Origin of the sequence: Burkholderia lata (genome assembly GCF_000012945.1) — a bacterium.
In the GTDB taxonomy this organism is placed as follows: Bacteria; Pseudomonadota; Gammaproteobacteria; order Burkholderiales; family Burkholderiaceae; genus Burkholderia; species Burkholderia lata.
Genome location: NC_007510.1, coordinates 3,597,245 through 3,622,802 on the forward strand (window position 1 = coordinate 3,597,245; position 25,558 = coordinate 3,622,802).

Below are 25,558 nucleotides of genomic sequence, written 5' to 3' on the forward strand. Positions count from 1 at the left end.
GGATTTGATCCGGCTCAAGGGAACTGTTCGCCGCGGCGCTGGCCTCACCGACAGGCGGTATGCGGCACACGCCTTGTGGCACAAGGGTTTATCGCGACTTTTGCCCGTCATGAATCCCCTGTAGCCTGTCGCGGCCTGTCAATTCTGGCGGGCGCGGCGCGCAGCGAGTTTCGGTAAGATCCGTTGCGCCATCCGAGGCCGTTCATACCAGTGCGCTCTCAAGGGCGCCATCCATACAAGCGAAGCATCGTTCACATGCCATTCCGTCTGACTTCCCGTCTCAGCCGCGCTGCGAAGCGCGTTGTGCCGCCCGCTCCTGCCCGCTCGCTGCGCCATCACCGCGCACGCACGCAGGCGCTGGCCGAGCGTACGCCCGCACATAGCCGGCTGGACGGTATCCGTGCGTGGTTCCACGCATTTTTCTCGATGATGAGCGCGCAGGCGTTCTCGCGCCGTGCGGGCCTGCGCTCGCTGCTGCAGAAGCCGTCGTCGCTGCGCGCGCTTGCGCTGCGCCGCGCGCTCGGCCCGCAGCGCCGCGTCAACCGCCCGCGCCGCCTCGCGGCCAGCAACGGCTGGTTCGGGTTCGGCGCGCGCTGAGCACACGCCGGCGGGCACCGCACGCGACGATCGCCGTCGCGCTGCCGCCCGCCGGTCCGATTGCCACGACGATCGGAACCCATAAAAAACCCCGGCTTTGCCGGGGTTTTTCATTTGCAGCGAACGACGCTTACGCGACGCGTGCCGTCGGCTCGACGCCGGCCGCTTCGGCCAGGGCGAGCGCCTTGTCGGTCGCTTCCCACGAGAATTCCGGCTCTTCGCGGCCGAAGTGGCCGTAAGCAGCGGTCTTCTCGTAGATCGGGCGCAGCAGGTCGAGCATCTTGATGATGCCCTTCGGACGCAGGTCGAAATGCTCGCGCACGAGCTTCGTGATCACCGCATCCGACACGCGGCCCGTGCCGAACGTGTTGACCATCACTGAGGTCGGCTCGGCAACGCCGATCGCGTACGACACCTGGATCAGCGCGCGCGACGCGAGGCCGGCGGCGACGATGTTCTTCGCGACGTAGCGGCCTGCGTATGCAGCCGAACGGTCGACCTTCGACGGATCCTTGCCCGAGAACGCGCCGCCGCCGTGCGGTGCGGCACCGCCGTACGTATCGACGATGATCTTGCGGCCGGTCAGGCCGCAGTCGCCCTGCGGGCCGCCGATCACGAACCGGCCGGTCGGGTTCACCAGGAACTTGATGTCACCCTTGATCAGGTCGGCCGGCAGCGTCGGCTTGATGATTTCCTCGATCACGGCTTCGCGCAGCGCCGGCAGCTCGATGTCCGGTGCGTGCTGCGTCGACAGCACGACGGTGTCGATCGAATGCGGCTTGCCGTCGACGTAGCGGACCGTCACCTGCGACTTCGCGTCCGGGCGCAGCCATTGCAGGCGGCCGTCGCGGCGCAGGCTGGCCTGGCGCTCGACGAGGCGGTGCGACAGGTAGATCGGCAGCGGCATCAGTTCCGGCGTTTCATCGCACGCGTAACCGAACATCAGACCCTGGTCGCCCGCGCCTTGGTCGAGGTTGTCGTCGTGTGCACGATCGACGCCCTGGGCGATGTCCGGCGACTGCTTGTCGTACGCGACGAGCACGGCACAACCCTTGTAGTCGATGCCGTAGTCGGTGTTGTCGTAGCCGATGCGCTTGATCGTGTCGCGCGCGATCTGGATGTAGTCGATGTTGGCCGTCGTGGTGATTTCACCGGCCAGCACGACAAGACCCGTGTTGCACAGCGTTTCCGCCGCAACGCGGGAATACTTGTCCTGCTCGAGGATGGCGTCGAGGATCGCGTCCGAGATTTGGTCCGCGACTTTGTCCGGATGGCCTTCAGAGACGGATTCGGACGTAAAGAGATAATCGTTTGCCACTTTTTCAGGCTCCTGTGTGGTTACGGTTGGTTTCACGTAGCCAGCTTCGTTGGGCCTGAAGCGGCGACGCTTTAGCGGATTACCAGGACCGGGCAGCGCGTGTAACGCTAACCGGCTTCGCCCCGCAAGTTGTCAGTTAACTCGGCGAAGCCCGTATTATAGCGGCTTTCCTGAATTGTCACAGAGCGCCGCCCGTGCTGCATCTTCCGCTGTTTCACCATCCTGTTTGCAAAGCGCCGGCCAGCCGGTCCCACGGAGGTTTCGCATGCTAGGTCGTCTAGGCACGCACCTCGCCATTGGCTTGCTGAAACTGCTCGCCCTGTTGCCGTACGGCCTGACCGCACGGTTCGGCGATGGTCTCGGCTGGCTGCTCTACAAGATCCCCAGCCGGCGAAAACGCATCGTACACACCAATCTGAAGCTCTGCTTCCCGGATTGGAGCGACGAGCGTCGCGAGGAAGTCGCCGGGCAGCATTTCCGCCATGCGATCCGCAGCTACGTCGAGCGCAGCTACCAGTGGTTCGCGTCGGAACAGGCCTACCGCAAGCTGTTTACGGTCGAGAGCGAAGTCGATCTCAGCGATCCGGACATGCCCCCGACCCTCCTGCTCGGCTTCCATTTCGTCGGCATCGAGGCCGGCTCGATGGCGATCAATCTCGCCCTCAACCGGCCATGCGGCTCGCTCTACACGCCGATGAAGAGCCCGGAAATCGAAGCCGCGGCCAAAGCCGGCCGCAGCCGCTTCGGCGCTGAACTGGCGAGCCGTGCCGACAGCGCGCGTACCGTGCTGCGCTGGCTGCGCGACCGCAAGCCGGTGATGCTGGGTGCAGACATGGATTACGGGCTGCGCAACTCGACGTTCGTACCCTTCTTCGGCATACCTGCCTGCACGCTGACGGCGGTCGGCCGGTTCGCAAAGACCGGCCACGCGCAGGTTCTGCCCTTCATCGGCGAGGTGCTGCCGAACTACAAGGGCTACCGTCTGAAGGTCTTCAAGCCGTGGGCCGACTACCCGACCGGCGACGACGATCTCGACGCGCGGCGGATGAACGAATTCCTCGAGGAACAGATCCCGCTGATGCCCGAGCAATACTATTGGGTCCACAAGCGCTTCAAGACGCGCCCGGCCGGTGAGCCGAGCCTGTACTGAGCCATGCTCGCGGGCGCGCGGTCACGTGCGTGCCCGCGCTCTCGCTACCTTGGGCACGCCTTTCGCGCGTGCCTGCCACAAGTCGTAAGCGGATTGCTGCGCGAGCCAAAGATCCGCGCGACCGCCGTTCTCCTCGCCGAGCCACGCCTCGATGCGCAACGCCATTTCCGGCGAAATCCCCGCATGACCATGCAGAATGCGCGATAACGCCGCACGCGTGACGCCGAGTTGCGCCGCGGCCTCGGTGACAGTCAGGCCGAATGCCGGCAGCACGTCGTCGCGCAGCGCTTCGCCTGGGTGCGGCGGATTGAAGATGCGAGTCATGGCTTGAATCACCTCAGTGGTAGTCCTGGTAATCGACCAGGACGGCATCGGCGCCCTCGAAACTGAACGTCAGACGCCAGTTGCTGCTCACGCTCACCGCGAAATGGCCGTCCAGTCCCCTGGCAAGACCGTGAAAGCGCCAGCCCGGCACGTTCATGTCGAGCGGCCGGCTCGCGACGTCGAGACGCGCAAGCTGGCGCTGTAACCTTGGCGCATGGTCGGGCCGGATGCCGGCCTTGTTCCCGTTCGTGAAAAACGCTTCCAGCCCCTTGTGCTGCCACGACTTGATCATGGATCTCCCAGATGCGAGTCGCGATGCCGACAGCATGGCCCATGCGTATAGCCACACTATACGAATCGCTTGATTGCCTCGTCAATTTGACCTGTACGAAAGTACGCGCCCGCGCCATCCCGTGTTTTCGCCGCCCCCTGCTCGCACGACGACAGGTCCGCCACACCGCATCAATCTGCCCGCCTGTCGCACACGCGACCAGTCGACCGATCGGCAGATGCACCCCATTTCACCCTCACCCGCCCCCGCCCGCGCAGGACGCCCCTGTCGGCTGCATGTATCATTTGCGGTTGAGATCAGCACGACGAACGAGGCCGCCCGGCATGGCGCGGCGTCGCGCGCACCGCGCTGACCGCCTTGTTCGCCATGGAAATCCGGACCCAGTGAAACTCTCGTTCACCAAGATGCACGGCGCGGGCAACGACTTCGTCGTGCTCGACGGCTATTCGCGCGCGTTGCCGCCGCTCACCGAAGCGCAGGTGCGTGCGCTCGCCAATCGTCACTTCGGCATCGGCGCCGACCAGCTGCTGCTCGTCGAAAAACCGACCGTCGACGGCGTGGATTTCAAGTACCGGATCTTCAATTGCGACGGCGGCGAGGTCGAACACTGCGGCAACGGCGCACGCTGCTTCGTGAAATTCGTCAGCGACCGCGGCCTGACCGACAAGCGCAGCGTGCGCGTGCAGGTGATGAAGGGCCTGATCACGCTGACGATGCAGGACAACGGCGAAGTCGTCGTCGACATGGGTGCGCCCGTGTTCACGCCGGCGCAGGTGCCGTTCGACGCAGCGGGCCTCGACGGCCGCACCGAGGGCCACGACACGCTGTGGCCGCTCGACGTCGGCGGCGCGACGCGCTGGATCTCGACGGTGACGATGGGCAACCCGCACGCGGTGCAGGTCGTCGACGACGCCGAGGCCTATCCGGTGCTCGAAGAAGGCCCGCTGATCGAGCACCATGCGCGCTTTCCGGAGCGCGTGAACGCCGGCTTCATGCAGGTCGTGTCGCGCAGCGAAGTGAAGCTGCGCGTGTACGAACGCGCGGCGGGCGAGACGCTCGCGTGCGGCACCGGCGCGTGCGCGGCGGTCGCGGCCGGCATCCGGCGCGGCCTGCTCGATTCGCCCGTGACCGTGCACACGCACGGCGGCACGCTGACGATCAGCTGGGACGGCGCGCGCGACGAAGCCGCCGCGCTGATGATGGCCGGGCCCGCCACGACCGTGTTCGAAGGCGAGATCGACCTGCCCGCCTGACCCCGCAACGTCCTTGATAACTGAACGCTCCAGCCACATGAACGATCGCGAAGTCGCCGACTACCTGCTCGCCAATCCCGAATTCTTCGCGCAGCACGCCGAACTGCTCGCGACGATCCGCCTCGCGAACCCGCACGGCAAGGCCGCGATCTCGCTGCAGGAGCGGCAGATGGAGATGCTGCGCGACAAGAACAAGCATCTCGAGCGCCGGCTCGCCGAACTCGTGCGCTACGGCCACGAGAACGACAGCCTGTCCGCGAAATTCAGCCGCTGGACCGCGCGCGTGATCGCGGAACGCGATCCGTACGCGCTGCCGCGCACGATCGCCGACGGCATCGCCGAAGTATTCGACGTGCCGCAGACGGCGCTGCGCGTGTGGGACGTCGCCGACACCTACTCGCAGGCCGATTTCGCGCGCCAGGTCGGCGAGGAAGTGCGTCTGTTCACGAACGGGCTGTCGACGCCGTACTGCGGCGCGAACACGGGCTTCGAAGCCGCGCAGTGGCTCGCGCCCGCGGTCGCCGCCTCGGCCGCGAATGCGGCGGAAGGCGCGGAAGCCACGCCGCCGGCCGGCGACGGCTCGGCCGCGTCGGTCGCGCTGCTCGCGCTGCGCGCGCCGCTCGCCGGCACCGATGCGCCCGCGTTCGGCCTGCTCGTGCTCGGCTCGCCCGATCCGCGCCGTTTCCACGACGGGATGGCCACCGATTTCCTCGCGCAGATCGCGACGCTCGCAAGCGCCGCGCTCACGCGCCTGCTGCCGCACTGATCCTTCCGCCCGCGATGACAGACGATCCGATCGCCGCCTACCTGTCGAACCTGAAGCACGTCAGGCAGCTGTCGGAACACACGCTGCGCGGATACACGCACGAACTCGACGAGCTGAAGAAGCTCGCGAACGGCCGGCCGCTCGAAGCGCTGACGGCCGCCGACATGCGCGGCGCGGTTGCGCGCGCACATTCGGGCGGGCTGTCCGCGCGGTCGATCTCGCACCGGCTGTCCGCGTGGCGCGCGTTCTACCGCTGGCTCGCGCAGCGCATCGAGATGCCCGCGAACCCGGTCGCCGCGGTGCGCGCGCCGAAACGCGCGAAGACCTTGCCGAAGGCCCTGTCGGTCGACGATGCTTCCGCATTGATGAACGCGCCGCTCGCCAACACGACCGAAGGCATCCGCGATCACGCAATCCTCGAGCTGTTCTATTCGTCGGGGCTGCGCCTCGCCGAGCTGATCGGGCTCGACGTGATGTACACGCAGGCCGACGGCTACCGCTCGGCCGGCTGGCTCGATCTCGCCGAAGCCGAAGTCACCGTGCGCGGCAAGGGCAACAAGGAGCGCAAGGTGCCGGTCGGCCGCAAGGCGATCGATGCGCTGAACGCATGGCTCGCTGTGCGCGGCGAGTTCGTGAAGCACGATCCGCATCCGCTGTTCGTGTCCGTGCGCGGCAACCGGATGTCGCCGGGCGTCGTGCGCGAACGCGTGAAGCGCGCGGCGCTCACTGCGGGCATCCCCGCCAACGTCCATCCGCACGTGCTGCGCCACTCGTTCGCGACGCACGTGCTGCAGTCGAGCGGCGACCTGCGTGCGGTGCAGGAACTGCTCGGCCACGCGAGCGTCTCCGCGACGCAGGTCTATACGTCGCTCGACTTCCAGCATCTCGCGAAGATTTACGACAGCGCGCATCCGCGCGCGAAGAAGCGCGACTGACGCGCTTCCCGTGTTACCCGCCGCGCGCGGCGACCGGCCACGGTCGGCTTCGCGCCCGGCCCATTTCGATCTCATCATGCAAACCGTCACCCTCAAGCCGTCCAAGGAAAAATCGCTGCTGCGCCGCCATCCGTGGATCTACGCCAATGCGATCGACCGCGTCGACGGAAAGCCCGCGCCCGGCGCGACCGTGATCGTGCGCGCGCACGACGGCCGCTTCCTCGCGCGCGGTGCGTACAGCCCGCAATCGCAGATCCGCGTGCGCGTGTGGAGCTTCGACGAGAACGAGCCGATCGATCACGCGTTCTTCAAGCGCCGCGTCCAGCGCGCGGTCTCGCACCGCACGACGATGGTGTCGGGCACGGGCGCGGTGCGGCTCGTGTTCGGCGAAGCCGACGGGCTGCCGGGGCTGATCGTCGACTACTACGTCGCGGACACCGCCGAAGCCGGCGCAACGCCGCGCGGCCAGCTCGTCTGCCAGTTCATGGCCGCGGGCGTCGAGGCATGGAAGGACGCGATCGTGAAGGCACTCGTCGGCGCCACGGACTGCCCGAACGTCTACGAACGCTCGGACGTCTCGATCCGCGACAAGGAAGGGCTCGAACAGACGACCGGCGTGCTGGCCGGCGATGCGCCGCCCGCGACGCTGATCTCGAACGAAAACGGCGTGCGCTATCACGTCGACGTGCCGAACGGCCACAAGACGGGCTTCTACGTCGACCAGCGCGACAACCGCGCGCTGGTCGCGCAGTACGCGGCCGATCGCGACGTGCTGAACTGCTTCTGCTACACGGGCGGCTTCTCGCTCGCGGCGCTCAAGGGCGGCGCGAAGCGCGTCGTGTCGATCGACTCGTCGGGCGATGCGCTCGCGCTCGCGCAGCAGAACGTCGTCGCCAACGGCTTCGACGCCGAACGCGCGACCTGGCTCGACGCCGACGCATTCAAGACGCTGCGCCGCCTCGTCGACGAAGGCGAGCGCTTCGACCTGATCGTGCTCGATCCGCCGAAGTTCGCACCAACCCGCGACAGCGTCGATCGCGCGGCCCGCGCGTACAAGGACATCAACCTGAGCGGCTTCAAGCTGCTGCGTCCGGGCGGCCTGCTGTTCACGTACTCGTGCTCGGGCGCGATCGACATGGACCTGTTCCAGAAGATCGTCGCAGGCGCGGCCGCCGACGCGAAGGTCGACGCGCGCATCCTGAAGCGCCTCGGCGCGGGTGTCGATCACCCGCTGCTCGCCGCCTTCCCGGAAGGCGAATATCTGAAGGGCCTGCTGTTGCAAATCGTCTGATCGCCCCGATCTACGCGCGTAACCGTCCGCCGGCCGCTACCTTGCACCCGGCGGATCCGCGCTCCCGCCTGTCGTTCGGACGACGGGCGAGGGCTTGACAGGTATGTTTCAATGGATGGTTGTGCGCCCCGGCTGGCAAAGCCCCGGGCGCGACGCACATCCTGGTTTTGACCCCGATTCACGAACCACAGGCGATTGACATGGCCACTCCCGTCACCATCCTCACCGGCTTCCTCGGCAGCGGCAAGACGACGCTGCTCAAGCGCATCCTGAACGAACAGCACGGCATGAAGATCGCCGTGATCGAGAACGAGTTCGGCGAAGAGAACATCGACAACGAAATCCTCATCCAGGATTCGAACGAGCAGATCATCCAGATGAGCAACGGCTGCATCTGCTGCACGATCCGCGGCGACCTCGCGCGCACGCTCGGCGATCTGGCCGCGAAGAAGCGCGAAGGCAAGCTCGACTTCGACCGCATCGTGATCGAGACCACCGGCCTCGCGAACCCGGGCCCGGTCGCGCAAACCTTCTTCATCGACAGCGAAATCGCCGACGATTTCCTGCTCGACGCGGTCATCACGCTGGTCGACGCGAAGCACGCGAACGCGCAGCTCGACGAGCACGAAGTCGTGCAGCGCCAGGTCGGCTTCGCCGATCGCCTGTTCATCACGAAGTCGGACCTGGTCGACGACCAGACGGTGGCCGGCCTGAAGCACCGCCTGATGCACATGAACCCGAAGGCCGTGATCAAGGTCGTGAACTTCGGCGAAGCGGACATCAAGGAAATCTTCGACCTGCGCGGCTTCAACCTGAACGCGAAGCTCGAGATCGACCCCGACTTCCTCGCCGAAGACGATCACGCGCATCACCACCACGATCACGACCATGATCACGATCACGCCAATTGCGACCACGATCACGGTCAATGCGCGCACGATCACGACCACGGCCACCACCATCACCACCACGCGCACCACGACGACAAGATCAAGTCGTTCGTGTACCGCAACGACCGCCCGTTCGACCCGAACAAGCTGGAAGACTTCCTCGGCGGCATCCTGCAGATCTACGGCGAGCGGATGCTGCGCTACAAGGGCGTGCTGTACATGAAGGGCGTCGACCGCAAGGTCGTGTTCCAGGGCGTGCACCAGATGATGGGCAGCGACCTCGCCTCGAAGTGGCTGCCGGTCGAGAAGAAGACGAACAAGATGGTGTTCATCGGCGTCGATCTGCCGCAGGACCTGATCACCGACGGCCTCGACGCCTGCCTCGCCTGACGCGCGCGGGCAACCGTCGCGCCCCCGCCGCACGGCCGCCTCGCGGGCGGTTGCTGCGGCCGCGGGGCGCCTTTTCCGGGCAGGGTTTCGCCGTCATCGCTTTTTCGCGATTTGCGCGTTATATTTTCTAGATATTGGCGCAGCCGACGGGGATCGACCCGATACGGCGCCCGCTTGCGATTCAGTTACAATACGTGCCCGCTGGAGTACGGCAACAAACAGGCCCGGTTCTTGCTGAACCAGTTTTCCGGGCATCGCAACCGCGCCGGATCGCCAATCCGCCTCCCGGCCGCGGCCGATGCGATGTGCCGCGCAGCACACCGGTTCGCAGCGCGCGCAACTCCGCGCCAGGCCTATCCTGGTATTTGAGAACCGGTTTTCCAGAGGCTTTCGGCCCCGCGGCGGCAAATCGCAAATGATTGCAAGCGCGGTTGCGGGTAATCCCAAAGTGCAGGCAATATCTCTTGATTTGCCGCACATTGAAGAAGCAAGCAGATGACGAAGAAACTCTTGACCGAAGCCGAAATCCTGAAGATGAGCGACAAGGATTACATGAATGAGGATCAGCTCGCCTTCTTCAAAAATCGGCTCGAACAGTTGCAGGCGGACATCCTCAAGAATGCAGGCCAGACGACCGAGAACCTGCGCGAGACGGTGATCGTGCCCGATCCCGCCGATCGCGCGACGATCGAGGAAGAGCACGCGCTCGAGCTGCGTACGCGCGATCGCGAACGCAAGCTCCTCAAGAAGGTTCAGCAGTCGCTCGCCCGCATCGATTCCGGCGATTACGGCTGGTGCGAGGAAACCGGCGAGCCGATCGGCATTCCGCGCCTGCTCGCGCGTCCGACCGCCACGCTGTCGCTCGAAGCGCAAGAGCGCCGCGAGTTGCGCCAGAAGCTGTTCGGCGACTGATCGAGCGGCGTTCCGCTCAGACACGCTGCTTCCCGAAAGCGCGCGGCCTGCCGCGCGCTTTTTGTTTTTCCGGCACCGGTTCCCGGTCCGCCGATTTACCCCCCCACCTCTTGATATCCCGGCGCCCGCCCTAAAATGAAACGGACGCGCGCCGGGCTGCTTCCCGGCGCACTGCGAGTTACGCGGCGGCGCCTCGCGCCGCCCGACTCTTCCCCGATTTTCTCAAGGAACGCAGATGGAGCAATTTCACGGCACGACCATCGTTTCGGTCCGACGCGGCGACAAGGTCGCGCTCGGCGGCGACGGCCAGGTAACCCTCGGCAACATCGTCATGAAGGGTGGCGCGCGGAAAGTGCGGCGGATCTACAACAACCAGGTACTGGTCGGATTCGCGGGCGGCACCGCCGATGCGTTCTCGCTGCTCGACCGCTTCGAGGCGAAGCTCGAGAAGCACCAGGGCAACCTGACCCGCGCGGCCGTCGAGCTCGCGAAGGACTGGCGCACCGACCGGATGCTGCGCCGCCTCGAGGCGATGCTGATCACGGCCGATGCCACCACCACGCTCGTGATCACGGGCAACGGCGACGTGCTCGACCCCGAAGAAGGCATTTGCGCGATCGGCTCGGGCGGCGCCTATGCGCAGGCCGCGGCCCGCGCGCTCGCGGAGAACACCGAGCTGTCGCCGCGCGAGATCGTCGAGAAGTCGCTCGAGATCGCCGGCGACATGTGCATCTATACGAACCACAACCGCATCATCGAAACGATCGAGTAAGGACCGCACCATGAGCACCATGACCCCTGCCGAGATCGTCTCGGAACTCGACAAGCACATCATCGGCCAGGCGAAGGCGAAGAAAGCCGTCGCGGTTGCGCTGCGCAACCGCTGGCGCCGCCAGCAGGTCGCCGACCCGCTGCGCCAGGAAATCACGCCGAAGAACATCCTGATGATCGGGCCGACGGGTGTCGGCAAGACCGAAATCGCTCGCCGCCTCGCGAAGCTCGCCGACGCGCCGTTCATCAAGATCGAAGCGACCAAATTCACCGAAGTCGGCTACGTCGGCCGCGACGTCGACAGCATCGTGCGCGACCTGATCGAGATCTCGGTCAAGCAGACGCGTGAAACCGAGATGCGCAAGGTGCGCAGCAAGGCGACCGACCAGGCGGAAGACCGCATCCTCGACATCCTGCTGCCGCAACCGCGCGCGGTGGGCTTCGGCGGCAACGCCGAACACGCGAACGACGACAACAACGCGACGCGCCAGACGTTCCGCAAGCGCCTGCGTGAAGGCCAGCTCGACGACAAGGAAGTCGAGCTCGACATCGAGCAGCCGTCGGCCGGCATGGACATCATGGCGCCGCCGGGGATGGAAGAGATGACCGAGCAGATCCGCTCGATGTTCTCGAACCTCGGCAGCGGCAAGAAGCAGCGCCGCAAGGTGAAGATCAAGGAAGCGCTGAAGCTGCTGACCGACGAGGAAGCGGCGAAGATGCTCAACGACGAGGAAGTGAAGACGAAGGCCGTGCAGAACGTCGAGCAGAACGGCATCGTGTTCCTCGACGAGATCGACAAGATCACGTCGCGCAACAACGAAGGCAGCGGCGGCGAAGTGTCGCGCCAGGGCGTGCAGCGCGACCTGCTGCCGCTCGTCGAAGGCACGACGGTCAACACGAAGTACGGGATGGTGAAGACCGATCACATCCTGTTCATCGCGAGCGGCGCGTTCCACCTCGCGAAGCCGAGCGACCTGATTCCCGAACTGCAGGGCCGCTTCCCGATCCGCGTCGAACTCGACTCGCTGTCGGTGAACGACTTCGAAGCGATCCTCGTCGCGACCGACGCCAGCCTCGTCAAGCAGTACCAGGCGCTGCTCGCGACCGAAGACGTGCAGCTCGAATTCGCCGACGACGGCATCCGCCGTCTCGCGGAGATCGCTTATTCGGTCAACGAGAAGACCGAGAACATCGGTGCGCGCCGGCTTTACACGGTGATCGAGAAACTGCTCGAGGAAGTGTCGTTCTCGGCCGGCAACCATGCAGGCGAGCGCGTGACGATCGACGCGAAGTATGTCGATCGCGCACTCGGCGAAGTGTCGCAGGACGAAGACCTGTCGCGCTACGTGCTGTAACGCGCACGGCGTCGGACGAAAAACGGGCGGCCCCTTCCGGGGTCGCCCGTTTTTTTATAGCCATGCGATGTGGCGCACGCGCCTGCCGCTGGAACGCGGCTGATGGCAGGCTCGGTGGTGCGTCCCTATAATCCGGATTCCTCAGACTACGACCAGACGCATCCGTCACCGCTTTCGAATGACCATCTACCCGTCCATCGCCGGCCGAATCGTGCCGGCCCTGCTCACGCTCACGCGCGCCGACATCCTGTCGCTCATGCGACGGATCAGGCGGGAGTCGCTGCGGCGCTACAACGTTGCGTTCGTGCTCGCGTGGCTGGGCACGCTGGCGGGTATCGCGCTCGCCGGCGTCGCGTTCAGCATCGGCATCCAGTCCATCGCGAGCGGCGTATCGGCAAAGCCGTGGCCGATAGCCGCTCCGATCGTGATCGGCGGGTTCGCACCATTCCTCGCGAACCTCATCTACTCGGCGCTCATCGCGCTCCTGCTGAAACGCGAGATCGTCGCCTGCCTGTCGCGAACCTCAAGCTCGCCCCGCTGACGCGCCCCGCTTACTGCCGCACCGGCTTCTTCGCGAGCTTGCGCTGCAGCGTGCGGCGGTGCATGTTCAGTGCGCGCGCCGTCGCCGAAATATTGTTGTTGTTCTCGGCCAGCACGCGCTGGATGTGCTCCCATTCGAGCCGGTCGACCGACAGCACGACCGGATTCTCGAGCGCTTCGTCGGCCTGCACTTCGGTCGCGTTGGTCTGCAGCGCGGCCAGGATCGACTCGACGTTCGCGGGCTTCGCGAGATAGTTGTCGGCGCCTTCCTTCACCGCCTGCACGGCGGTCGCGATGCTCGCGTAACCGGTCAGCACCAGGATCCGCGCGTCGGGCTGCAGGTCGCACAGCGGCGCGATCAGGCTCAGGCCCGAATCCTCGCCGAGATGCAGGTCGACGGTGATGAACTGGAACTTGCCGCCCGCGGCGAGCCGCAGCGCCGATTCCTTGTCGTGCGCCTGCTGGACCGCGTAACCGCGGCGCTCGAGGCCGCGCGCGAGCGTGCCCGCGAACACCTCGTTGTCGTCGATCACCAGGAAATTATTCTCGCTCATGTGGTTTCTCCGTCTACGTGTTGGTTGAGGCGGCCGACGCCGCGACGCGCACGACCGGCAGCCGCAGCACGGCCCGCGTGCCGCGCGCGGCGGTCGCACCGGCCGGGCGGCCGTCCGGCGTGCCGGTTGTCCGTTCGGCAACGCGCTGGCCCGCGCGCTGTGCCGATCCTGCCGCGGCGTGACCATTCGCCGCACTACCGGCCCGCCCGTTGCCGCCCGCCGCGCGCGGCACGACATCGGACAGTTCGATCTCGCCGCCGAGCCGCGCGGCCGCGCTGAACGCCAGATACAGGCCGACCCCGTGCCCGCCCTGCGTGCTGTCGACCGGCATCGCGCCGAGCGATTCCCGCAACGAGGCCGGAATGCCGGGCCCGTCGTCGCATACCTCGAATTCGATTTCGTCGGCCGTGCCGGCGTGCGCGACCTTCGCGGCCAGCGTCACGCGCTGCGGGCTCGCGCGCGCGGCGTTGTCGAGCAGGATCGTCAGGATCTGGCCGGCCGCGACCGTGTCGTCGAGCGCGACGCCCGCCGGGCGCGCGCCGAGCGATTCGAACTGGACGTGCGGATGCCGCAGGCGCCAGTGCTCGACGAACGTGTCGAGCCAGTCGTCCACCGGCTGGCGGCTCGCCGGCGCGCTCGCACGGCTGCGCAGACGCGCGAGCGCCGACGTGCAGAGCGTCATCTGTTCCTCGAGCACCTTCAGGTCGGCCTCGTAGCGGGCCAGCCCCGGATCGTCGCGGGCGGCGTCGCGCAGCTCTTCGGCGAGCATCGCGATCGTCGACAGCGGCGTGCCCATCTCGTGCGCGACGGTGGCGGCCTGCACGCCGAGCGCGACCGCCCGCTCGTCGCGCAGCAGGTGCTGCTGCGCTTCGCCGAGCGCGGAATCGCGCTGGCGCAGCGCCTTCGACATGCGCGCGACGAACCACGCGATCAGGCCGACGCTGACCATGAAGTTCGCCCACATCCCGGTACGGTAGTAGTCGAACAGGTTCGCGGGATTGTCCATGTTGAGCGGCACCGAGTCGAAACCGAGCGCCGCGTAGCACGCGACCGCGAACGCCGCGAGCCAGATCATCAGGTGCCACGGCAGCACGGCCGCGGCGATCGCGAGCGACGGCAGGTACAGCGACACGAACGGGTTGGTCGTGCCGCCCGACAGGAACAGCAGCGCGGACAGCGCACCGAGGTCGACCCACAGTTGGCCGAGCAGCTCGAAATTGGTTTCGGGCCGCGCGCGCAGCACGCGCACCCAGGTCAGCGCGTTGAAAACGATTTCGAGCGCGATGACCATCAGCATCGCCGGCAACGGCAGATGCACGCCGAAATAGGTCTGCACGACGCCGATCGTCACCAGCTGGCCGATGATCGCGAGATTGCGAAGCCAGAACAGGTGACTGAGGTTGACGCGCCCGGTGGTGGTAATTCGTTGCATCCGAGCAGTTTACCCGTTTAGCGGGCGGCGCCTCTAGCGGGGCCGGATCGGCGTGCGGCGAACGGGATACCCCGCGTGCGCGGCCGATGCCGTCAGCCGGCCGCGCCGGCCATCCGCTGCGCGATCTCGTCGGCCAGGCACTCGGGGCACCGGCAACGTGCGCCAGCCGCAGGCGGCGTACCGCCGGGCAAGACCGGCATCGACGCGCACCAGCATTCGAACGGCTGCGTGCGGGCGCCGCAGTCGAAGCTGCGCCCGCAGTGCGGGCACCGCGCGCGGCGCGGGGCGGAACGGGCGTCAACGACAGAATCGGTCATGGCGGAAACGCTCGAGCGGGCGGGAAGCCGCCCTACGCGACAAGCATAGCGCGGCGAACGGATTTTGCGCGCCGGCCTTTTGGCCGATGGCCATCGCGAACGCTCGCGAACCGCCCCGCCGCCACCGCCCGCGCAGCGCTGCCCGGATCGCGGCCCACATCGCCGCCCAAATCGCGCCGCGCCATAGCCGGCGGGCCGCCGCGTGCGGTGCCCGGGCCGCGCCGCCGGTGTTCCGGCCCGCCCAAAAACCCGATGCTGCGCTGCGCCACTCCTGTACAATTCGCCGTGTTTCAACCGTTCCCAGCCTGAGCCGCCGCCATGTCCGAGCCCATCGACCTCTCGCAGATCGCCCCCACGCTGAAAGCAGAAATCCTCGCCGAGGCACTGCCGTACATTCGCCGTTACCACGGCAAGACCGTGGTCATCAAATACGGCGGCAACGCGATGACGGAAGAGCGGCTCAAGCAAGGCTTCGCGCGCGACGTGATCCTGCTGAAACTGGTCGGCATCAATCCGGTGATCGTCCACGGCGGCGGTCCGCAGATCGATCACGCACTGAAGAAGATCGGCAAGGCCGGCACCTTCATCCAGGGCATGCGCGTCACCGACGAAGAGACGATGGAAGTCGTCGAATGGGTGCTGGGCGGCGAAGTGCAGCAGGACATCGTGATGCTGATCAACCACTTCGGCGGCCACGCGGTGGGCCTGACGGGCAAGGACGGCGGCCTGATCCACGCGCGCAAGCTGCTGATGCCGGACCGCGACAACCCGGGCCAGTACATCGACATCGGCCAGGTCGGCGAAGTCGAGGCGATCAACCCGGCGGTCGTGAAGGCGCTGCAGGACGACGCATTCATCCCGGTGATCTCGCCGATCGGTTTCGGTGAAGACGGCCTCTCGTACAACATCAACGCCGACCTCGTCGCAGGCAAGCTCGCCACCGTGCTGAACGCCGAGAAGCTGCTGATGATGACCAACATCCCGGGCGTGATGGACAAGGACGGCAACCTGCTGACCGACCTGTCCGCGCGCGAGATCGACGCACTGTTCGAAGACGGCACGATCTCCGGCGGCATGCTGCCGAAGATCTCGTCGGCGCTCGACGCGGCGAAGAGCGGCGTGAAGTCGGTGCACATCGTCGACGGCCGGATCGAGCACTCGGTGCTGCTGGAAATCCTGACCGAGCAGCCGTTCGGCACGATGATCCGCTCGCATTGAGCACCCGCAGCAAGACCGCCACACCCGACTTGCCGGCCCCGCTGCGGCGCCGGCGCGTGTCGCGCAGCCGGCCCCGCGCCGGCGCGCCGGTGTGGCTGTTCGATCTCGACAACACCCTTCACCACGCATCGCACGCGATCTTTCCCGAGATCAACCGCGCGATGACGCAGTACATCATCGACGCGCTGCAGGTCGAGCGCGCCGAAGCCGACCGCCTGCGCAACGGCTATACCGAGCGCTACGGCGCCGCGCTCCTCGGCCTCACGCGCCATCATCCGATCGACCCGCACGACTTCCTGCGCGCGGTCCACACATTTTCCGACCTGCCCGCGATGCTGCGCGCCGAACGCGGGCTGGCGCGCATCGTCGCCACGCTCCCCGGGCGCAAGTTCGTGCTGACCAACGCGCCGGAGAACTACGCGCGCGCGGTGCTGCGCGAGTTGCGCATCGAACGGCTGTTCGAGCGCGTGATCGCGATCGAGCACATGCGCGACCGCCGCACGTGGCGCGCGAAGCCCGATCACACGATGCTGCGCCGGACGCTGCGCGCCGCGAACGCACGCATGGCCGACGCGATCCTCGTCGAGGATACGCGCGGCCACCTGAAGCGCTACAAGCGCCTCGGCATCGGTACGGTCTGGATCACCGGCCACCTGCCCGGCCATTTGCCGACCACCGGTCGCCCGCACTATGTCGATCATCGCATTCGTTCGCTAAAATCGCTCCGACTGGGCACACGATCGGGGCGACAAAAATGCAGCCGACTTACCCGCAGGACCAAGCCGTAACGGAAAGCCAGGCCACACCGACTCGCGCGCGCCCGAAGCCGGGCGAGCGCCGCGTGATGATCCTGCAGACGCTCGCGGCGATGCTCGAGGCGCCGAAACCCGAGAAAATCACGACGGCCGCGCTCGCGGCCCGGCTCGACGTGTCGGAAGCCGCGCTGTACCGGCATTTCACCAGCAAGGCGAAGATGTACGAGGGGTTGATCGAGTTCATCGAGCAGGCGCTGTTCGGGCTCGTGAACCAGATCGTCGCGAAGGAGCCGAACGGCGTGCAGCAGGCGCGCACGATCGCGCTGACGATGCTCAACTTCGCCGCGAAGAACCCCGGCATGACACGCGTGCTGACCGGGGAAGCGCTGGTCGGCGAGGACGAGCGGCTGACCGAGCGCGTGAACCAGCTGCTCGACCGCATCGAGGCGACCGTCAAGCAATGCCTGCGCGTCGCGCGCACGGAGGCGAACGCGCCGCCGGACGGCGCGACGCCGTTCGTGCTGCCGGCCGACTACGATCCGGCCGCCCGGGCGAGCCTGCTCGTCAGCTACGTGATCGGCCGATGGCACCGCTTCGCGAAGGGCGGGTTCCAGAAACCGCCGGGCGAGCAGGCCGACGCGCATTTGCGGCTGATCCTTCAGTGAGATGGCGCGGGCGCTGCGGCCCCGCCCGCGCGCCCGAATCCGCGCTCCCCAATTTCCGCTATACTTTGCCGACTGTCGCCCCTCGGGCGGCAGCCAGAAACGCGCCGATTTGCTGACTCGATTGCGGGCGCGTGAACCAGCCGGGGCCTTGATTCGTCCTTGTCCCGGCGGTTCACTACAAATGCGGCTAAAGAGGTCGTCAGCCGCGCATCTCCGACTCCGCGCATCGCCGACACCATTTAGCTGCCCAGTCATAAGGCGGAACGAATGGAATCGATCGGCATCGTCGCTCCACAGACCATGCACTTCGCCGAACCGCTGCGCTTGCAAAGCGGCAGCGTGATCGGCAACTATCAGCTCGTCGTCGAGACCTACGGCGAACTCAACGCCGCGCGCTCGAACGCGGTGCTCGTCTGCCACGCGCTCAACGCGTCGCACCACGTCGCCGGCGTCTACGCGGACGATCCGCGCAGCACCGGCTGGTGGGACAACATGGTCGGCCCCGGCAAGCCGCTCGACACCAACCGCTTCTTCGTGATCGGCGTGAACAACCTCGGCTCGTGCTTCGGCTCGACCGGCCCGATGAGCGCCGACCCGTCGACCGGCAAGCCGTACGGCGCGAGTTTCCCGGTCGTCACCGTCGAGGACTGGGTGCACGCGCAGGCGCGCGTCGCCGACGCATTCGGCATCGAGCGCTTCGCCGCCGTGATGGGCGGCAGCCTCGGCGGAATGCAGGCGCTCGCGTGGAGCCTGATGTATCCGGAGCGCGTCGCGCACTGCATCGACATTGCGTCGACGCCGAAACTGTCCGCGCAAAACATCGCGTTCAACGAGGTCGCGCGCTCGGCGATCCTGTCCGATCCCGACTTCCACGGCGGCGACTACTACGCGCACGGCGTGAAGCCGAAGCGCGGCCTGCGCGTCGCACGGATGATCGGCCACATCACGTACCTGTCCGACGACGACATGGCCGAGAAATTCGGCCGTGCGCTGCGCCGCGCCGACGGCGCGCTCGACGCGTACAACTTCAGCTTCGACGTCGAATTCGAAGTCGAGTCGTACCTGCGCTACCAGGGCGACAAGTTCGCCGACTACTTCGATGCGAACACGTACCTGCTGATCACGCGCGCGCTCGACTACTTCGACCCGGCGAAGGCATTCGACGGCAACCTGACGGCCGCGCTCGCGCACACGCAGGCGAAATACCTGATCGCGAGCTTCTCGACCGACTGGCGTTTCGCGCCGGCCCGCTCGCGCGAGATCGTGAAGGCGCTGCTCGACAACAAGCGCACGGTCAGCTACGCGGAAATCGATGCGCCGCACGGCCACGACGCGTTCCTGCTCGACGACGCGCGCTATCACAACCTGATCCGCGCGTATTACGAACGAATCGCCAACGAGGTGGGAGCATGAACCAGCAAGCGCTGAATTCCCTGTCCGCGCGCGCGGACTTCCGCACGATCGCGCGCTGGGTCGAGCCGCGCTCGACGGTGCTCGACCTCGGTTGCGGCGACGGCTCGCTGCTCGCGCTGCTGATGGAAGAACTGGACGTGACCGGCTACGGGATCGAGCTGAACGACGCGGGCGTGCTCGCGAGCGCGAAGAACGGCATCAACGTGATCCAGCAGAACCTGGAAGACGGCCTGCGCCTGTTCGAGGACCACAGCTTCGACATCGCGATCCTGTCGCAGACATTGCAGACGATTCACCAGACGGCCGCGATCCTGCGCGAAACCGCGCGGGTCGGGCGCGAATGCATCGTGTCGTTCCCGAATTTCGGCTACTGGCCGCACCGGCTGTCGGTGCTGAACGGCCGGATGCCGGTGTCGAAGTCGCTGCCTTACCAGTGGCACAACACGCCGAACGTCCGGGTGCTGACGATCGAGGATTTCGAGGCGCTCGCGCCCGAAGTCGGCGTGACGATCCTCGACCGCGTGGTGCTGCACGAAGGCCAACCGATTCGATGGGGAGCGAACTGGCGTGGTAGTCTTGCTGTCTACCGCGTCAAGCGCAGCTGAGCCGGGAAGCCGTTGACGGACGCCGACGGCCCGCACGCACGTGCGGCCGCACCGCTGCGCTACCCGCGCCGCCGCCTGCGCTGTCGCCGCAATCAGTCAACGCTATCCAGTTCCAGTCCATGTCGAAAACGCCACACGAGGCGCCCGCACTCACCGCTCACGAGGATCACCCCGGCTGGCGAGCCTACCTGAACACGCACATGCTGATCTGCGTGTTCCTGGGCTTCACGTCGGGCCTGCCCCTCTTCACGCTCGTCTACCTCGTGCAGGCATGGCTGCGCTCCGAGGGCGTGAACCTGAAGGAAATCGGCCTGTTCGCGCTGATCCAGTTCCCGTACACGTGGAAGTTCCTGTGGGCGCCGCTGATGGACCGCTACGTCCCGCGCCTGCCCGGCTGGCGGCCGGGCCGCCGGCGCGGCTGGCTGCTGCTCACGCAGCTGCTGGTGGCGGGCGCGATCGCCGCGCTCGGCTTCGTGTCGCCACGCGACTCGATCTGGACGGTCGCCGCGCTCACCACGCTCGTCGCGTTCTTCGGCGCGAGCGCCGACATCGTGATCGATGCCTATCGCCGCGAGCTGCTGCGCGATACCGAACAGGGCCTCGGCAACGCCATCCACGTGAATGCGTACAAGCTCGCCGCGCTGATCCCCGGCTCGCTGGCGCTGATCCTGTCCGACCACCTGCCGTGGGACGTCGTGTTCGCGATCACCGGTGCGTTCATGCTGCCGGGCATCCTGATGACGCTCGTCGTGCGCGAGCCCGAAGTGGTCGGCACGCCGCCGCGCAACCTGCGCGACGCAATCGTGCTGCCGTTCCGCGAATTCATCCAGCGCGACGGCTGGGCCGGCGCGCTGCTCGTCATCGCGTTCATCTTCCTGTTCAAGATCGGCGACACGATGGCCACCACGCTGTCGACGTCGTTCTTCCTCGACATCGGCTTCTCGCGCACCGAGATCGGCATCGTCGCGAAAACCACCGCGCTCGTCGCGAGCGTTGCTGGCGGCATCATCGGCGGCGTCTGGCTCGTGAAAATCGGCATCGGCCGCGGGCTGTGGATCTTCGGTGCGCTGCAGATGGTGTCGACGCTCGGCTTCGCGTGGCTCGCGCAGCTCGGCCCCGGTTCGCCCGTGCTCGCGATGCTCTACGACTTCACCGTGTCGAGCAGCCATGCGATCGCGTCGGCGCTGTCGGTGTTCGGCATTGCCGTCACGCCGCAATTCAGCCCGATGACCGTCGCGCTCGCGATCGTCTACGGCGCCGAAACCTTCACCACCGGCCTGACGATGGCCGCGTTCGTCGCGTACATCGCGAGCACGACCGACCCGCGCTATACGGCCACGCAGTTCGCGCTGTTCACGAGCCTCGCGTCGGTGCCGCGCACGCTCGCGTCGGCCGCGAGCGGCTTCATCGTCGCGAAGATCGGCTGGTTCGACTACTTCATCGTGTGCACCGCGCTCGCGATTCCAGGCATGCTGCTGCTGTTCAAGATCGCGCCGTGGAACGGGGCCGCACGCAACGGCGAGGCCAGCCGTGCGCAGTAACGGCCTGCACCGCCTCGCGCGCGTTGCGGCTTCATTGAGCGTCGGCGCCGCGGCGCTCGCCGCAGGGTTCGCCCATGCGACCGACGCCGGCGCGCCCGCTGCCACCGCCGCAGGTTCCGCGCCGGCCGCGGCACCCGCTTCGCCGCCGGCGACGTCGGCTCCCGCCGCCCCCGCCCAGCCGGCCGCCGCCGAACCCGCGCAACCGACCGGCGGCGCCGCATCGACGAAGGCTTATGCGCAGACGCCGCAGCAGGTCCGCTACGGCGACGCCATTGCCTTCCGCACGCTTATTCCGTCACCGCTGCTCGAGCAGCTCACCGCGAACGAATACGCGCAGATCGTGCAGGCGGCCGCCGACAGCAACCGCCTGCTGCCGGCGAACCAGCCGCGCGTGAAGCGCCTGCGCGCGATCGTCGCGAAGCTCGCGCCGTATTCGGTGAAATGGAACGACCGCGTGAAGAACTGGGCGTGGGACGTCAACGCGATCCGCTCGCGCGACATTCGCCTGACCTGCCTGCCGGGCGGCAAGGTGCTCGTGTACGGCGGCCTGCTCGACCGGGTCCGCCTGAACGACGACGAGCTCGGCGTGCTGCTCGCGCACGGCATCGCACATGCGCTGCGCGAGCACGCGCGCAGCAACTTCAGCGCGACCTCGCAGACGTCGCTGCGCGCGGCTGCGCTGCCGCCGCTGTTCGGCGTCGGCGAGCCGCTGCCGCAGGCGCTGAACCTCGGCGATCGCCTCCAGGCGCTCCACTACAACGCAACCGACGAGACCGAAGCCGACGTGATCGGCGGCGACATCGCCGCCCGCGCGGGCTTCGATCCACGCGCGGCGATCACGCTGTGGGACAAGCTCGCGGTCGCGACGCGCGGGAACAAGGCGACGGGCTTCATCTACACGCACCCGTACAGCACCGCCCGCCGCCAGGATCTGCTGAACCGCCTGCCGGATCTCATGCCGCTGTACGCGAAGGCGGTGGGCAAGCGCGTCGACACGCTGCCCGATTACGCGGGCATCAGCGCGCAGCGTCGCAAGGTCGTGCGGCGCTGAGCACGCGGCAGCGCTGCACACCGCTTCCCCGCGCGTGGCACCCCCGCTGCGCGCCGCCGTTCGCTCAGGTCGTCAGGTCGATCGCCGCCCGATCGCCAACCGGCCGGCTTCCGCTTTCGCGCATCCAGCGCACCTCGTCACCCGGACTGCGGCCGAACAGCCGCTTGAACTCACGGCTGAACTGCGACGCGCTCGCATAGCCGACGCGCGCGGCCGCCGCGCCGGCGCCCACCCCGTCCTGCACCATCATCAGCCGCGCCTGGTGCAGCCGCGCGGTCTTCACGTACTGCATCGGCGAGGTTGCCGTCACGTGCTTGAACTGCGCATGGAACACCGCGAGACTCATGCCGGCCTCGCGCGCGAGCGTCTCGACGTCGAGGTCGGCCTTCAGGTCCGCATGGATGCGCCGCAGCGCCTTCGCGATACGGCCGAAGTGATGCTGCTGGACGAGCGCCGCGCGGATCGCATCGCCCTGCTCGCCCGTCAGCACCCGATACGCGATCTCGCGCATGATCGCGGGGCCCAGCACACGTGTGTCGTGCGGCGACGCGAGCGCTTCGAGCAACCGCACGACCGCATCGGCCAGCGGCGCGTCGAGCGGCGTCGAATCCACGCCGAGCGGCTCGCTGACGGGCACTCCGAGCGTCTCGTCGAGCAGGATCGCGAGCTCGGCGATCACCGCGAGATCGACGCGGATCGAGATCGCGAGAAACGGCTCGTCCTGGCTCGCGAAGGTCTCGCATTCGAACGGCAGCGGCACCGACAGCACGAGATATTGCTGCGCGTCGTACACGAACGAGCGCTCGCCGAGATAGCCGAGCTTGCGCCCCTGGCACACGACGACGATGCTCGGCTCGTACAACACGGGCATGCGCGGCCCCGGCCGGCTCACGCGGATGAAGCGCACGCCGTCGAGCGCCGCGAGCGTGTCGCCCTCGTTCGGCGCGAGGCGCGTATGCAGCTCGACCATGCGGCGCTGCACGCGGTCGCCTGTATCGGCGAAAAGGGGCTCGAAGCTCATCTGCGTGGTCCTGTCCGGCAAGAGAATCCGGCTCGCAATGTAGCACCTTGAACAGGTTTTGACGGCTGTTTGGACGCACTTAGAGAGGAATAGGCAAATCTTCCAGACCTTCGTGTATTTCGCTGCGGCGCCGCGCTCCTTACGATGACGTCCTGCCTCGCCGCATCGCCACATGATGCGACGGCAGTCTGTTTCGCCGGATGCTTTCCGGACAAGGAGCCCATCGCATGAGCACTACCTATGCCTACGCGGCGACCGATTCGCAGTCGCCGCTCGCCCCGTTCGAATTCCAGCGTCGCGCGCTGCGCGACCTCGACGTCCAGATCGACGTCCTCTACTGCGGCGTCTGCCACTCGGACCTGCACCAGGCCCGCAACGAATGGCGCAACACGATCTATCCGGTCGTGCCGGGCCATGAAATCGTCGGCCGCGTGACCGCGACCGGCCCGCAGGTTTCGCGCTTCAAGGTCGGCGAGCTGGTCGGCGTCGGCTGCCTCGTCGATTCGTGCCGCACCTGCCCGAGCTGCGCCGACGGCCTCGAGCAATATTGCGAGAACGGCTTCGTCGGCACCTACAACGGCCAGGATCGCGTGACGGGCGACATCACGTTCGGCGGCTATTCGACGCAGCTCGTCGTCGACGAGGCGTTCGTGCTGCGCGTGCCCGACACGCTCGACCCGGCCGGCGCCGCACCGCTGCTGTGCGCGGGGATCACGACCTACTCGCCGCTGCGGCAGTGGAACGTCGGCCCCGGCAAGAAGGTCGGCATCGTCGGGCTCGGCGGCCTCGGTCACATGGGCGTGAAGCTGGCGCGCGCGATGGGTGCGCACGTCGTGCTGTTCACCACGTCGCCGTCGAAGATCGAGGACGGCAAGCGGGTCGGCGCGCACGAAGTCGTGATCTCGAAGGACGAAGCGCAGATGAACGCGCACCTGAACAGCTTCGACTTCATCCTGAACACGGTCGCCGCGCAGCACGACCTGAACCCGTTCCTGCACCTGCTGAAGCGCGACGGCACGATGACGCTGGTCGGCGCGCCGGAGCACGACCATCCGTCGCCGCAGGTGTTCAACCTGATCTTCAAGCGCCGCCGCCTCGCGGGCTCGCTGATCGGCGGGATCGCGGAAACGCAGGAAATGCTCGACTTCTGCGCGGAGCACGGGATCACGTCGGATATCGAAACGATTCCGATGCAGCAGATCAACGCGGCCTACGAGCGGATGCTGAAGAGCGACGTGAAGTACCGGTTCGTGATCGACATGGCGTCGATCAAGCATTGAGCGCCGCCGGGCGGCATGCACGATCGCCGCCCCAAAAAGAAACGGGCCGCATGTTCGACATGCGGCCCGTTTTTGCATCCGGCGGCCGGACGATCCGGCTGCTACGCGCGCGGCGCAGCGCGGGACGTCACTTCTTGTAGTCGTAGTCGATCGTCAGCGGCGCATGATCGCTGAACTTGATGTCCTTGAAGATCGACGTGCTTTTCGCGGTGCCGGCCACACCCGGCGTCGCGATCTGGTAATCGATCCGCCACCCGACGTTCTTCGCATACGCCTGGCCGCGGTTGCTCCACCACGTGTACTGCTCGGCGCGCGGGTCGAGCGTGCGGAACACGTCGACATAGCCGACATCGTCGAACAGCTTCGTGAGCCATTCGCGCTCTTCCGGCAGGCAGCCCGAGTTCTTCTGGTTGCTCTTCCAGTTCTTGATGTCGATTTCCTTGTGGACGATGTTCACGTCGCCGCACAGGATCACCTCGCGCTTCTTCTTCAGCGCGGCGAGGTGCGGCATGAACTCGTCCATGAAGCGGTACTTCGCCTGCTGGCGCTCTTCGCCGCTCGAGCCGGACGGCACGTACACCGACACGACCGACAGCTTGCCGTAGCGCGCCTCGACGTAGCGCCCTTCGGCATCGAATTCGCTGCTGCCGAAGCCGATGATCACGTCATCGGGCTCGCGGCGGCTGTACACGCCCGCGCCGCTGTAGCCCTTCTTCTCGGCGTGGTGGAAATAGCTCTTGAAGCCGTGCGGCTCGACGAATTCGGCCGGCAGGTCGTCGGCCGAGACCTTGATTTCCTGCACGCACACGCAATCGGCGTTCTGTTCGCCGAGCCACTCGAAGAAGCCCTTCTTCGCGGCGGAGCGGATGCCGTTCAGGTTGGCGGTAATCACTCGCATCATGTCGGATTCCGTTCAGTTCGA

At 66.8% G+C, this 25,558-nt stretch carries 27 protein-coding genes; 19 read left to right on the top strand and 8 right to left on the bottom strand.

Translation table 11 applies throughout. The features are described 5' to 3' along the window. Positions 1 to 255 precede the first annotated feature (255 nt). Entirely contained in the window at positions 256 to 597 is a 342-nt protein-coding gene (locus tag BCEP18194_RS22300) for a hypothetical protein (protein ID WP_011353530.1), read from the top strand. Positions 598 to 727: 130 nt separating this feature from the next. Here the strand turns inward: BCEP18194_RS22300 and metK are convergent, their stop codons facing one another. Beyond that, positions 728 to 1,915: a methionine adenosyltransferase gene (gene metK, locus BCEP18194_RS22305; protein WP_011353531.1), complete on the bottom strand. Its 1,188-nt coding sequence runs from the start codon at positions 1,913 to 1,915 to the stop codon at positions 728 to 730. Positions 1,916 to 2,180: 265 nt separating this feature from the next. Between metK and BCEP18194_RS22310 the strand changes: the two genes are divergently transcribed. After that, complete coding sequence (locus BCEP18194_RS22310; protein WP_011353532.1) at positions 2,181 to 3,065, top strand: lipid A biosynthesis lauroyl acyltransferase; 885 nt, start codon at positions 2,181 to 2,183, stop codon at positions 3,063 to 3,065. Between the two features lie 21 nt (positions 3,066 to 3,086). Here BCEP18194_RS22310 and BCEP18194_RS22315 read toward each other — a convergent pair whose 3' ends face one another. After that, complete coding sequence (locus tag BCEP18194_RS22315; protein WP_011353533.1) at positions 3,087 to 3,389, bottom strand: HigA family addiction module antitoxin; 303 nt, start codon at positions 3,387 to 3,389, stop codon at positions 3,087 to 3,089. Between the two features lie 13 nt (positions 3,390 to 3,402). Then, the gene (locus tag BCEP18194_RS22320; protein ID WP_011353534.1) at positions 3,403 to 3,681 is read right to left on the bottom strand and encodes a type II toxin-antitoxin system RelE/ParE family toxin; all 279 of its coding nucleotides are present in this window, start codon (positions 3,679 to 3,681) and stop codon (positions 3,403 to 3,405) included. A gap of 383 nt (positions 3,682 to 4,064) precedes the next feature. Between BCEP18194_RS22320 and dapF the strand changes: the two genes are divergently transcribed. From dapF to BCEP18194_RS22365, 9 genes are all read left to right on the top strand, one after another. After that, complete coding sequence (dapF, locus tag BCEP18194_RS22325; RefSeq protein WP_011353535.1) at positions 4,065 to 4,934, top strand: diaminopimelate epimerase; 870 nt, start codon at positions 4,065 to 4,067, stop codon at positions 4,932 to 4,934. 37 nt (positions 4,935 to 4,971) lie between these two features. Continuing rightward, positions 4,972 to 5,700: a DUF484 family protein gene (locus BCEP18194_RS22330; protein ID WP_011353536.1), complete on the top strand. Its 729-nt coding sequence runs from the start codon at positions 4,972 to 4,974 to the stop codon at positions 5,698 to 5,700. 14 nt (positions 5,701 to 5,714) lie between these two features. After that, positions 5,715 to 6,635 carry a tyrosine recombinase XerC gene (gene xerC / locus BCEP18194_RS22335; RefSeq protein ID WP_011353537.1) on the top strand — a complete coding sequence of 307 codons (921 nt, stop codon included), beginning with the start codon at positions 5,715 to 5,717 and terminating at the stop codon, positions 6,633 to 6,635. Positions 6,636 to 6,711: 76 nt separating this feature from the next. Continuing rightward, positions 6,712 to 7,926, top strand: coding sequence for a class I SAM-dependent rRNA methyltransferase (locus BCEP18194_RS22340; protein ID WP_011353538.1), 1,215 nt, complete (start codon positions 6,712 to 6,714; stop codon positions 7,924 to 7,926). 200 nt (positions 7,927 to 8,126) lie between these two features. Beyond that, on the top strand, positions 8,127 to 9,206 hold the full coding sequence (locus BCEP18194_RS22345) for a CobW family GTP-binding protein (RefSeq protein ID WP_011353539.1): 1,080 nt from the start codon (positions 8,127 to 8,129) through the stop codon (positions 9,204 to 9,206). A gap of 495 nt (positions 9,207 to 9,701) precedes the next feature. Continuing rightward, on the top strand, positions 9,702 to 10,118 hold the full coding sequence (gene dksA, locus BCEP18194_RS22350) for an RNA polymerase-binding protein DksA (protein WP_006477498.1): 417 nt from the start codon (positions 9,702 to 9,704) through the stop codon (positions 10,116 to 10,118). A gap of 235 nt (positions 10,119 to 10,353) precedes the next feature. After that, entirely contained in the window at positions 10,354 to 10,890 is a 537-nt protein-coding gene (hslV, locus tag BCEP18194_RS22355) for an ATP-dependent protease subunit HslV (RefSeq protein ID WP_011353540.1), read from the top strand. Positions 10,891 to 10,900: 10 nt separating this feature from the next. Then, complete coding sequence (hslU, locus tag BCEP18194_RS22360; protein WP_011353541.1) at positions 10,901 to 12,244, top strand: ATP-dependent protease ATPase subunit HslU; 1,344 nt, start codon at positions 10,901 to 10,903, stop codon at positions 12,242 to 12,244. A 178-nt stretch (positions 12,245 to 12,422) separates the two neighbouring features. Next, positions 12,423 to 12,785: a hypothetical protein gene (locus tag BCEP18194_RS22365; protein WP_011353542.1), complete on the top strand. Its 363-nt coding sequence runs from the start codon at positions 12,423 to 12,425 to the stop codon at positions 12,783 to 12,785. A gap of 10 nt (positions 12,786 to 12,795) precedes the next feature. Here BCEP18194_RS22365 and BCEP18194_RS22370 read toward each other — a convergent pair whose 3' ends face one another. From BCEP18194_RS22370 to BCEP18194_RS22380, 3 genes are all read right to left on the bottom strand, one after another. Continuing rightward, positions 12,796 to 13,338: a response regulator transcription factor gene (locus BCEP18194_RS22370; protein WP_011353543.1), complete on the bottom strand. Its 543-nt coding sequence runs from the start codon at positions 13,336 to 13,338 to the stop codon at positions 12,796 to 12,798. Positions 13,339 to 13,351: 13 nt separating this feature from the next. Beyond that, positions 13,352 to 14,770: an ATP-binding protein gene (locus tag BCEP18194_RS22375; RefSeq protein WP_011353544.1), complete on the bottom strand. Its 1,419-nt coding sequence runs from the start codon at positions 14,768 to 14,770 to the stop codon at positions 13,352 to 13,354. 92 nt (positions 14,771 to 14,862) lie between these two features. Then, complete coding sequence (locus BCEP18194_RS22380; RefSeq protein WP_041492984.1) at positions 14,863 to 15,087, bottom strand: cysteine-rich CWC family protein; 225 nt, start codon at positions 15,085 to 15,087, stop codon at positions 14,863 to 14,865. 318 nt (positions 15,088 to 15,405) lie between these two features. Between BCEP18194_RS22380 and argB the strand changes: the two genes are divergently transcribed. The 7 genes from argB (at position 15,406) to BCEP18194_RS22415 (ending at position 22,335) form a co-directional block, all read left to right on the top strand. Next, complete coding sequence (gene argB, locus BCEP18194_RS22385) at positions 15,406 to 16,305, top strand: acetylglutamate kinase (protein ID WP_006490510.1); 900 nt, start codon at positions 15,406 to 15,408, stop codon at positions 16,303 to 16,305. Then, on the top strand, positions 16,302 to 17,093 hold the full coding sequence (locus BCEP18194_RS22390; protein WP_011353546.1) for a pyrimidine 5'-nucleotidase: 792 nt from the start codon (positions 16,302 to 16,304) through the stop codon (positions 17,091 to 17,093). Before argB ends, BCEP18194_RS22390 begins: the two co-directional genes overlap by 4 nt. After that, the gene (slmA, locus tag BCEP18194_RS22395; protein ID WP_011353547.1) at positions 17,060 to 17,725 is read left to right on the top strand and encodes a nucleoid occlusion factor SlmA; all 666 of its coding nucleotides are present in this window, start codon (positions 17,060 to 17,062) and stop codon (positions 17,723 to 17,725) included. Before BCEP18194_RS22390 ends, slmA begins: the two co-directional genes overlap by 34 nt. A gap of 267 nt (positions 17,726 to 17,992) precedes the next feature. Beyond that, on the top strand, positions 17,993 to 19,138 hold the full coding sequence (metX, locus tag BCEP18194_RS22400) for a homoserine O-succinyltransferase MetX (protein ID WP_011353548.1): 1,146 nt from the start codon (positions 17,993 to 17,995) through the stop codon (positions 19,136 to 19,138). Then, positions 19,135 to 19,743: a methionine biosynthesis protein MetW gene (gene metW, locus BCEP18194_RS22405; protein WP_006755281.1), complete on the top strand. Its 609-nt coding sequence runs from the start codon at positions 19,135 to 19,137 to the stop codon at positions 19,741 to 19,743. The genes metX and metW overlap by 4 nt, the downstream gene beginning before the upstream one ends. 119 nt (positions 19,744 to 19,862) lie before the next feature. Further along, the gene (locus BCEP18194_RS22410; RefSeq protein ID WP_011353549.1) at positions 19,863 to 21,284 is read left to right on the top strand and encodes an AmpG family muropeptide MFS transporter; all 1,422 of its coding nucleotides are present in this window, start codon (positions 19,863 to 19,865) and stop codon (positions 21,282 to 21,284) included. Next, positions 21,274 to 22,335, top strand: coding sequence for a M48 family metallopeptidase (locus BCEP18194_RS22415; protein WP_011353550.1), 1,062 nt, complete (start codon positions 21,274 to 21,276; stop codon positions 22,333 to 22,335). Before BCEP18194_RS22410 ends, BCEP18194_RS22415 begins: the two co-directional genes overlap by 11 nt. Before the next feature lie 64 nt (positions 22,336 to 22,399). On the opposite strand, the gene BCEP18194_RS22420 is transcribed toward BCEP18194_RS22415, so the two are convergent. After that, positions 22,400 to 23,356 (bottom strand): AraC family transcriptional regulator, encoded by a 957-nt coding sequence (locus BCEP18194_RS22420; RefSeq protein WP_011353551.1) that lies wholly within the window; start codon positions 23,354 to 23,356, stop codon positions 22,400 to 22,402. A gap of 227 nt (positions 23,357 to 23,583) precedes the next feature. Here BCEP18194_RS22420 and BCEP18194_RS22425 point away from each other — a divergent pair, with 227 nt between their 5' ends. Beyond that, complete coding sequence (locus tag BCEP18194_RS22425; RefSeq protein ID WP_011353552.1) at positions 23,584 to 24,636, top strand: NAD(P)-dependent alcohol dehydrogenase; 1,053 nt, start codon at positions 23,584 to 23,586, stop codon at positions 24,634 to 24,636. 127 nt (positions 24,637 to 24,763) lie between these two features. Here the strand turns inward: BCEP18194_RS22425 and BCEP18194_RS22430 are convergent, their stop codons facing one another. After that, positions 24,764 to 25,537: an exodeoxyribonuclease III gene (locus BCEP18194_RS22430; protein WP_011353553.1), complete on the bottom strand. Its 774-nt coding sequence runs from the start codon at positions 25,535 to 25,537 to the stop codon at positions 24,764 to 24,766. Positions 25,538 to 25,558: the final 21 nt, after the last annotated feature.